Below are 9,167 nucleotides of genomic sequence, written 5' to 3' on the forward strand. Positions count from 1 at the left end.
ATACTGTCCTTACCAAATATCTTATCTATATTCTCTAAACGAATTATATCATCCATTACGTATCACCTCCATTGGATTTAGTTTTGATGATCGTCTTGCAGGGATTAAGGCGGCTATGGTAGCAGAGGCTAGTGCAATGAATGCAGAGAGAACTATGAAACCATAATTAATATATAGATCTACAATTGGTGTTCCATCAGGATTAATTGCGAATTTGGTAAATGCAATTTCTAACAAGAGACCAAGTATCACTCCAAGGATTGCGCCCATAATTCCAAGTAAAAGTCCTTGAAAGAGAAATATATAGCTTGCAGTTTTATCCTTTATACCCATTGCTTTAAGAATACCGATTTGTTTTGATTTCTGGATAACGGTTATGGCAAGTACACTAGCTATGGCAAGAGCCACTGCTATTAATACAAACACTTGTATCATTATACTTGAGACACTTTGCCCCTTAAGTCCACTTAGTAATTCCTCATTTTGTGCTTTCCAGTTATCAACCTTATAATTATTATTAAGTTTAGATTCTATATTTGCAGCAATTTCATCTGCTTTAAAAACCTCGGTAACTTGCATTTCAATGTTTGTTACGTCACCTCCCAACGAGAACATATTCTGGGCGTTTTCTAGTGTTGTTATCAACCATGATTTATTAAGAGAAGCTACATTAAGATTATAAAAACCTGTTATTGTTACCGTATTCACTTCACCATTGTTAGTTATAATTTGAATTTCATCTCCAATCTTAGCTCCTAATTCTTGTTTAAGCTCCTTACCTATCATAACCTCTAAGTCGTACTTTGGTTCTCTACCTTCGTATATTCTTTTTTTTATATTGTAGATTTTATCAGAATCATCTTTGTTCATACCTCTTATTAAGACGGAATAGTTCTGATTATCTTCTTTCACAAGTGCTGGAATATCAGTAGTTACTGAAAGATTTTTGATTCTATTATCAGTGGATTCTATCTTATCAATAATCTCATCAGAACCATTAATAAGTTTATCAGCTTTAGTTGAAGATATGGTAATTTGAGGTGAATTACCTACAGTTTTGTTTATAAGACTTTTTTGAAGCCCTTGTATTAATGAACCAATAAATATCTGTACGGATACACCAACTGCTATTCCAAGTACAATAAGGGCTGTTTGGCCTTTGCTTGATTTTAGGAAACGTGTTGCAATTTTAAATGCTAATCTCATCATAAAACCTCCTTTCTAGTTTTGATAAATATTGGAAAGTATCAATATATGTTTTGAGTAATTTACTTGCTAACATATTATTATGGGAATTTTAGTGAAATAATAATCACTTTTATAACATGATAATAATTCACGATAGTATATATAGGTAATAATCTAACTAGTTAATGGTTAGAAAACTAAGATCAAGTAGAAACACTTGGTCTTTTTGGTTATATAAAATACTATTTACCATCAATTGCTATTGAAAATCATTCTCATTTAGTGTATACTATACGAAGCTAGGCTTAAGTGAGGTTTTAAATTATGCAATATATTTTCATAAATCCTGTCGTAGACAAGATGTATAACAAAGAAGAGTTAAATGATGTACTACAAAAGAATGGATATGAGAGAGTCGATGTTACAGTCGATTGGCATGGTATAGTGAAAGAGAAATATAAATCTGCTTTAGATGAGGCAACTCTACCACTTTTGGACCGAAGATGTCCATTGGCTATTGAGGAAGCGAAAAAGCAGATTAAGGATAAAACGGCTGAAGTTCCTGCAATAGAACCTATCTTAATACATTGCGCCATGGAATTAGCAACCCGTGAAACATTAAAAGGAAAGAAAAAAATAATTACAACGCCATGTGAAAGTTTAGCTTCCCATGGAAATCAGTTACAGCTTCAAGATACTGTTTTTGTGAGCTGGAAAGAGTTTTTAAAAACATTAGATGCAAATCTTGTTGTCAAAGAAAACGCTTTGGAGGAGAGTCCAATTCCACTAGGGTATTTTGATTCCTTGGAAGCTAAGACAGCGAGTCTTTCAGGAAAAGAGACCATAGAGGAGTATTTTTCTAATGAAAGATATAAGGATAAGGACTTGGTTGAGATGCTCTATTGTAATGGTGGTTGTAATAATGGTGACGGGGTACTAATTGATGAAACTTAGTAAACGTATTAAGACAACGATTTTTGTTGCGGTACTTTTTATCATTTGGTATATCATCACAGAACTTGGAATGGTAAGTACTTATATCTTACCATCACCTAAAAAGGTAATTGATAGCTTTTATAAGATGCTCCTATCTGGTGAAATATTCGAAGATATCTATATTAGTTTCATTCGAGTATTAAAAGGGTTTTTCATAGCAACATTTTTTGCTTTTATATTAGCAATGGTACGTATTATTCGACCAAAATGGAGTGATTATTATGAGTCAATTCTTCAGTTTATGAAGAATGTTCCACCCCTAAGTTTGATTTCCTTGTTAATTTTATGGTTTGGTATTGGAGAAACAACAAAAATTGCAATTATTGTACTTACCTCTTTTTTCCCAATCTATTTAAATACAGTGAAGGGTTTTGTGAGCTGTGACAAAAAGTTATTGGAAGTAGGTCAAATCTATGGATATAACAAAGTAAATAGTTTCTTTCGAATTATGCTTCCTTTTGCCATGTCGGATATATTAGTTGGTATGAGAATTGGTTTGGGGTATAGTTGGAGAGCCATTATTAGTGCAGAAATGATTGCCGCATCAACAGGCCTTGGGCATATGATTCTATTTGCACAACAAATGTCGCGAACAGATAAAGTAATTGTAGGCATTATTGTAATTGGTGTTGTAGGCTATATTACAGATCGCTTGTTTGCGTTAATCATTAATAAATCACTGAAAGGAACTGAGACAAATGGATGGGATTAAGTTAGTTGATATCACAAAAAGTTATTCTGTGGAAAATGAAAACCTTAAAGTTTTAGATCAGATTAATCTTAATATTCCATCGAATAAAATCACAGTTATCGTAGGTCGTAGTGGTTGTGGTAAGACGACGTTGCTTCGCTTAGTAGCAGGTTTGGAAAACTACGATAGTGGAGAAATTAGAGATGCAAACCTTAAGAGAAAGGCGTATGTATTCCAAGAAGATCGCCTGATGCCATGGTTAACTGTGAGAAAGAACATAACGTTCGGAATCAAAAAAAACGAAATTAATCAAGAGAAAATTGATACAATTATTGAAACTGTGGGCTTAAGCCGATTTAAAAGTGCATATCCAAAACAACTGTCTGGAGGGATGAAACAACGTGTCTCAATTGCGCGAGCAATCGCATATGAACCAGATTTTATCTTGATGGATGAACCATTTTCAGCGTTGGATCATTTTACGAGAGAACAGATGCAAGAAGAATTGCAAAACATTCATAGGCGTACTAAGTGTTCCATTTTATTCGTAACACATAGTATCGATGAAGCATTGATTCTAGGAAATAAGATTGTAGTGCTAGAAAAAGGAACCATCAAATCGGAATATGAGATTGATGATGAAACAGAACATAGAGATTTATTAAGTAATAAATACGTAGAACTAAAGAAAAAAATCATAAATTATTTAAAAGTAAATGTATAGAGGAGAAACAAAATGAGATTCAATAAGAAAAAAATCGCAACTTTCGTAGCAATGGGAATGATTATGACAACTTTGGTTGGCTGTTCTAGCAAAACAGATACTACAAAAACACAATCATCTTTGGATGAATTAACAATTACACATGTTACATCCCCATTAAATGTACCAAGTATCTTACAGAAAAACAAAAATATTTTTGAAGAAGAATTTAAGAGCAATGGTCAGGACATTACAGTAAAATACGCAGAAATCACATCTGGTGCTGATCAAACACAAGCGTTAGCATCTGGTGATGTTGACATCTTATATGCAGTTGGTGGTACTTCTGTAATCTTATCCGCAGCTAATGGTGCTGATATCAAAGTTCTTAATATGTACAGTAGATCTCCAGAGGCATTTTGCTTATATTCTGCTGATGATTCCATTAAATCTGCTGAAGATTTAAGAGGTAAAACTATTGCAGGTCCTACAGGAACTAACTTACACCAATTATTACTTGCGTATCTTGACAATGCAGGTATGACAATTGAAGATGTGAACTATGTAAATATGTCAATTCCAGATGCAAAAGCAGCCTTAGATGGTGGTAGCATTGATGCAGCATTAGTAGCTGGACCAACTGCTTATGTATCACAGCAACAAGGTTACAACTTAGTAACGAATGGTGCAGGATTAACAGATGCAATCATCGCAGTTGCAGTAAGAGAAGACTTCTATAACGAACACAAAGATGTAATCGATATGTTCATGAACGCACAAGAAACAATCATCAACTACATGGAAGAAAATCATGAAGAAACAATGGAAATCGTTGCGAAAGAACTTGATTTAGAAGTTGAAGCAGTAGAAGAAATGTTTGGGCAATATGATTTCAACATTGAAACTACAGATGCAGACCGTGAAGCTTTCCAAAACGTTGCAGACTTCATGTATGAAGCAGGTATGATCGAAGAAGAGTTTGATACATCTTCAATTTATATAAAATAATTGGAAGAGAGGTAAGCAATGGTAGAAAAAATTACAGTTAAAGATAACGATGATATTATTGAAATTACCTATGAAGATATCTTAAAGTATCATGGGAGACAAATGATTGGTGGAGCAGCATTAGCATTTAAAATTATGTTAATGACATTCAAGGAACTTTGTGATGAAATCCCTGTTCGTGGAAACTTTCATTTCTATAGTGGTATTGGTTCCAATGGTAGAGGAATTATCGATGCTACTGAGATGGTAATGCGTGTGAAAACCAATGATCAACTAAAACTTGATTTATCTTATTGTGAAGATAAACCAGGACAAGTAGCACCGAATGGTGGAAGATACTATTTTGAAATTGGCTATAAGGAAAAAAGCATTCAGCTATATCTGAAAGAAGGTATTATTCCAGAAGAATTTATGGAATATTCTAAGTTGGCTAAGCAGTGCAAAGAAGCAAATATTCCAATGAAAGAAGAAGATCAAAAGAAGTTATTGTCATTAAGACAAGCATTAGCAAATAGTATTATGGAATCAAAACCAGAGGACTTATTTGTTATTTTATAAAGTTATAGCGGAAGTGATGTGACTATTGCTAAATCCAGTAGTCACGCTATGTTATTAAAACCAAATAATTTCCAATCCAACTTAAAGAACAACTTTTCTACACTGTATGTCATATGTGAACATATATAGTTTCATATGGCACACAGCATCGAAAGGTTGTTTTTTTGAGTATGCACATGTTGACATTTCAACTTCTATGATGTACAATGCAAAATATCAAGATGTTGAGTTTTCAACTTCTTAAAAAATGATAAAGGAGCATTGGTATGGTCGATAGATTTGAACGGTTTTCTTATGCAATATCAGAGATTTCTAGGCACTGGCATAAGTTAGCCACAGAGGAAATGGAAAAATACGGGTTAAAAGGACCACATTCGGTATATCTTCTTACGATGCATCGTTATCCGGAGGGAATTACTGCGCCGAAGCTTGGCGAGCTTTGCGGTAAAGATAAAGCCGATGTTTCCCGCATGATGTCAATTCTGGAGAAAAAAGGATTGGTAACAAAAGAAGGTATCCATCAGAACCTTTATCGGGGGGTATTCAAGCTGACAGGTGAAGGAAAGGATGCTGCGGAGCATGTACGCAAGCGTGTGAGCCTTGCTGTAGAAATTGCCGGAAAAGATCTCACTGATGAAAAACGGGAAATCTTTTATGAAGCGTTGGAATCAATAACTCTAAATTTGCGTCAATTAAGTAAGGAGGGGCTTCCTAAGTAACGACCCGATAAAATGGAAAACTCTTGAATTTGTTTTAATATGTATGAACCAATTTTGTGAAAAGGAGTTAAAATTATGGATAAACTAAAAAGAAAAATGCCTATCTGGAAAAAGGTAATGTTAGGGATTACCTTAGCAATTTTAGCAATCATACTGGTTTTAGGAATCACGATTTACGCAGTATGGCATAATGAAATCTCTACCATCGCAAGTATGGAACTAATCAGAGAACGCAACGATGAACACCTTGATGGCGATGTGTATATGATGAAAGTCAAAGGAGATTTTTATCTGGATGAATTCGTTGAACAAGGTGGAGTAAAAAACGATACCGAACTCATAAACTTTGTAACAAGTAAAATTACAAAAGGCTTAATAGATATAGATATCAGCGATCCTGAAATAGCATGTTCCTCTTTTACTGCTAAGAGTGAAAGCGGAGATGAACTTTTTGCAAGAAACTATGACTTTTCTAAAACCAACACTTGCATCGTATTTACGGAAGCCAATGAAGGGCGCCATGCATCTATCTCCACAGTTGACCTTCAATTTCTAGGTATTGATGTTGACAAAGGTGTTGATGATTTGATGGATAAAATTACTTCACTAGCTGCAACTTATGCTCCTCTCGACGGTATGAATGACGCTGGTGTGAGCTGTGGTATTTATATGACCTATCAAGGTGATGAAACAGTTCCGACAGACCAGAATACCGATAAAGATGACCTTACTTCAACAACTTTACTACGTCTAATTCTCGACTATGCCGATAATGTTGAGGATGCTGTTGAGATTGCATCTAACTATGATCTTCATGACTCTGCAAATACCTCTTATCATTACATGGTTGCCGATGCGAGCGGTAAAAGTGCTATTCTTGAATGGGTAAACGGAACCGACGCTACCGATAATGATGGCTCGGCTAGAGAGCTTGTTGTAACCTATAACGATAACGATGCTCACATCGGAACTATTGAGGGAGAATCTGATTATCAGTGGATCTCTAACTTTATTATTCAGCCTGGTTATTATGATGATTCGTCTACTGATAATAAAAAAGGATATGACCGCTATGAAAAAATTTACGAAGAACTGAGCAAGACGGACGGTGTTATGAAAGATGAACAGGCTGCTATGGATATTCTTTCAATGGTAGGAAGAAGAACATGGAAAAACGATGATAACAACGGCTGTACCGTATATAGTGCCGTATATAACTTAACGGATAAAACTGTATTGTGGGTTTCAAACGAGAACTATGAGGATAGCAGTGCAATATTTGAATTCAGCTTTGATGATTAGTCTTTGGAGTACTATTCAAGGTTGAAATAGAGCCGCTAAAAAATTAACTTAATCAGTTAATTTTTAGCGGCTCACTTTTTAGTGTTTCGGTGTTACTTTTCCATTTTTTGAAACAAGAGCAGTTCCGTTATCTAAAGAAATATTAAAAAATTGAAATACGTAATATTAATAATAATGCTATTAGGATTTGTCGCATGTGATAAAAATAAAGTAGCATCAATAAGTGAAGTAAAGAATCAAATAACAAATCAAGAGTCAATAGATGCTAATGAAAATATAGAAACAACAGATGAAATACCAGAATGGAAAATACCCGGAGAAAAAACTCCTTATGTAACAGTAGACTCATCTTTATCTAGGGCTGAAATAGAAAATTTTAAAAAATATTATAGTCTTTCCTTAGATAAAGATGAAAACTATACAATAAAATTATATGATAGTGAAGGAAAGCTAGTAGATGAGTTAAGTAATCCGAAAGAACCTAGCATACATTTCTTAACTAATAAGGTGATGCAAATAATTATTTATTATGGTAATCCATTTTATTATACTTATTTCTATAATATAGAGAACAGGGAAATATCGCAAGCTTATGACACACCTGTACTTGCTCAAGATGATAAAATTGTTTATATTGATGGAAAAAAGTTAATAGTAAAGGATATCTTTGATAAAGATAAATATTATAAAGAGATCGAAAGAAATTTTACGGAAACAGTTCCTCCTTCATCAGCAATTTCTAATGCTAAATTTATCTCAGACCATGAATTAAAAATCAAGTATTATGAAGGTGAAAAGTATAACCAAAAGAAGGAAACAATAGACTTAGATAAGTACTGATAAAATTAGAGAAGCTACAGTATATATGAATAATATAAACCGTATTAGCATACTTCTAATGAATACTAATATTAAGAAAACGAATAGGTGAATAAAATGCTTCGAATGATTAATTTGGTCAACTATGATTCAGAACTTGAGCGCTTTGCAGATAAAGAAGATCTAGTTAAGTTTTATACCAATTACGGAATAGATGGTATAGAAATACAAAAATTACAGGATTTACAAAACAAAAATCTATCAGAGGATATGATTATTGGAATACATCTTCCATTTTATAGTACATGGGTAGACTTTTACAAAGATGACATGGATAAGGTATTAGATGAATATGGAACTATGGAAGTAGTAGAGCAAATCTATGGTGGTACAGATAAATCTGCCTTGATAAAAAGATATAACGAGCAATTGGAGTACGCAGATCGTATTGGCGCTAAATATGTTGTATTTCATATTTGCGATGTATCAATTGAAGAATCGTTTACTGGTAAATTTCTTCATTCAGATGAGGAGGTAATTGATGTTTCCTGTTCTTTAATAAACGAACTGTTAGATGGAAAAAACTATCAGTTTGATTTCTTAATGGAAAACCTATGGTGGCCAGGACTTAATTATAAGAATCCTTTCATGACAAAAAGGCTAATTGATGGAGTGAATTATTCTAAAAAAGGGCTTATGCTCGATACAGGACATCTTATGAATACCAATCAAGAATTAAGGACATCAAAAGAAGCCTTACAATATGTCAGAACAGTTATTAATGAACACAGTTCATTAAAGGAATATATTAAGGGGTTTCATCTTAATCAGTCTCTGTCTGGTGAAAGAGCACAAAAAATGAATTATGATACAGCCGAACTTAAAAAAGACTATTGGGATCGTATGTATCAGGTTTATGAATATATCTTTCAACTGGACGAACATAGACCCTTTGTCTGTGAAGGTGTGGAAGAGTTTATAGAGGAAATGAAGCCAAAATACATCACGTATGAATTCATTACGCGTAATCGTGAAGAACATGAGGGATATTTAAAACAAATAAGTATTATCGAACCGTATCATAAGTAAGGGATACGGTTTTTTTAACGAATTTTGTACTGAAGGTCAATTTATTTTAAAACAAACATATAAATTAAAGAAAAATCTTTATTTATGAAATAAT

At 33.6% G+C, this 9,167-nt stretch carries 10 protein-coding genes; 9 read left to right on the top strand and 1 reads right to left on the bottom strand.

All coding sequences use genetic code 11. The features are described from left to right. Positions 1-48: 48 nt before the first annotated feature. Positions 49-1,209 (bottom strand): ABC transporter permease, encoded by a 1,161-nt coding sequence (locus ACW2QF_RS08290; RefSeq protein ID WP_455715532.1) that lies wholly within the window; start codon positions 1,207-1,209, stop codon positions 49-51. 303 nt (positions 1,210-1,512) lie between these two features. Between ACW2QF_RS08290 and ACW2QF_RS08295 the strand changes: the two genes are divergently transcribed. From ACW2QF_RS08295 to ACW2QF_RS08335, 9 genes are all read left to right on the top strand, one after another. Continuing rightward, on the top strand, positions 1,513-2,142 hold the full coding sequence (locus ACW2QF_RS08295; RefSeq protein WP_455715533.1) for a hypothetical protein: 630 nt from the start codon (positions 1,513-1,515) through the stop codon (positions 2,140-2,142). Further along, the gene (locus tag ACW2QF_RS08300) at positions 2,132-2,896 is read left to right on the top strand and encodes an ABC transporter permease (RefSeq protein ID WP_455715534.1); all 765 of its coding nucleotides are present in this window, start codon (positions 2,132-2,134) and stop codon (positions 2,894-2,896) included. Before ACW2QF_RS08295 ends, ACW2QF_RS08300 begins: the two co-directional genes overlap by 11 nt. After that, a complete protein-coding gene (locus ACW2QF_RS08305; protein WP_455715535.1) occupies positions 2,883-3,599 on the top strand; it encodes an ABC transporter ATP-binding protein in 717 nt (238 codons plus the stop codon). Before ACW2QF_RS08300 ends, ACW2QF_RS08305 begins: the two co-directional genes overlap by 14 nt. 12 nt (positions 3,600-3,611) lie before the next feature. Then, positions 3,612-4,586, top strand: a complete 975-nt coding sequence (locus ACW2QF_RS08310; RefSeq protein ID WP_455715536.1) for an ABC transporter substrate-binding protein — start codon at positions 3,612-3,614, stop codon at positions 4,584-4,586. Positions 4,587-4,604: 18 nt separating this feature from the next. Beyond that, entirely contained in the window at positions 4,605-5,144 is a 540-nt protein-coding gene (locus ACW2QF_RS08315) for a hypothetical protein (RefSeq protein ID WP_455715537.1), read from the top strand. A gap of 266 nt (positions 5,145-5,410) precedes the next feature. Beyond that, complete coding sequence (locus ACW2QF_RS08320) at positions 5,411-5,863, top strand: MarR family winged helix-turn-helix transcriptional regulator (protein ID WP_455715538.1); 453 nt, start codon at positions 5,411-5,413, stop codon at positions 5,861-5,863. 75 nt (positions 5,864-5,938) lie between these two features. Beyond that, positions 5,939-7,165 carry a linear amide C-N hydrolase gene (locus ACW2QF_RS08325; RefSeq protein ID WP_455715539.1) on the top strand — a complete coding sequence of 409 codons (1,227 nt, stop codon included), beginning with the start codon at positions 5,939-5,941 and terminating at the stop codon, positions 7,163-7,165. Positions 7,166-7,315: 150 nt separating this feature from the next. Further along, positions 7,316-8,005: a hypothetical protein gene (locus ACW2QF_RS08330; protein ID WP_455715540.1), complete on the top strand. Its 690-nt coding sequence runs from the start codon at positions 7,316-7,318 to the stop codon at positions 8,003-8,005. A gap of 96 nt (positions 8,006-8,101) precedes the next feature. Beyond that, a complete protein-coding gene (locus ACW2QF_RS08335) occupies positions 8,102-9,073 on the top strand; it encodes a TIM barrel protein (RefSeq protein WP_455715541.1) in 972 nt (323 codons plus the stop codon). The last annotated feature ends 94 nt before the right edge of the window (positions 9,074-9,167 follow it).

The sequence above is a fragment of the Anaerosporobacter sp. genome (assembly GCF_965301125.1).